At 40.5% G+C, this 486-nt stretch carries 1 protein-coding gene; it reads left to right on the forward strand.

Going from position 1 to position 486, the window contains the following annotated elements; all coding sequences use genetic code 11:
* Positions 1-441, forward strand: a 441-nt coding sequence (locus A1704_RS15160; protein ID WP_317041203.1) for a cupin domain-containing protein, incomplete at its 5' end; no start/stop codon positions are given.
* Positions 442-486 lie beyond the last annotated feature (45 nt).

Genomic DNA, 486 nt, shown 5'->3' on the forward strand with positions numbered 1-486 from the left:
TGGGCAAGAACAGTTTTATTAAAGTCAAAAAATAGAATTATGTATTCAGACCAAGAAATTGAAATCATGGGATTTTTGCCTGCACCTGACGAATATTTTACAGGAAAAGCATGGGTGAAAAATTATGTGTTTCCGGATGCTGAAACAGATGCTTACGTAGGAGAAGTGATGTTTGCGCCGGGGACGCGCAACAACTGGCATACACACGGCAGTAATCAGATTCTTTTGATTCGGGAAGGAGTTTGTTATTATCAGGAAGAAGGAGGTCCTGTACAACAAATAGAAGCAGGGGGCTTTGTAAACATTCTGCCTGGAATTAAGCATTGGCACGGAGCTTCTCCTGATAGCGTAATGATCCATACAGCGATTGGAATCAATGCCGAAAAAGGACTGGTGAACTGGATGGATCCGGTTTCAGATGAAGATTATAACGGGAAATAAAAATCCTGTTATGTAGTGAAAAACAAGGTTCTGATTCAGGTATAA

The sequence above is a fragment of the Chryseobacterium cucumeris genome, from assembly GCF_001593385.1.
GTDB lineage: Bacteria > Bacteroidota > Bacteroidia > Flavobacteriales > Weeksellaceae > Chryseobacterium > Chryseobacterium cucumeris.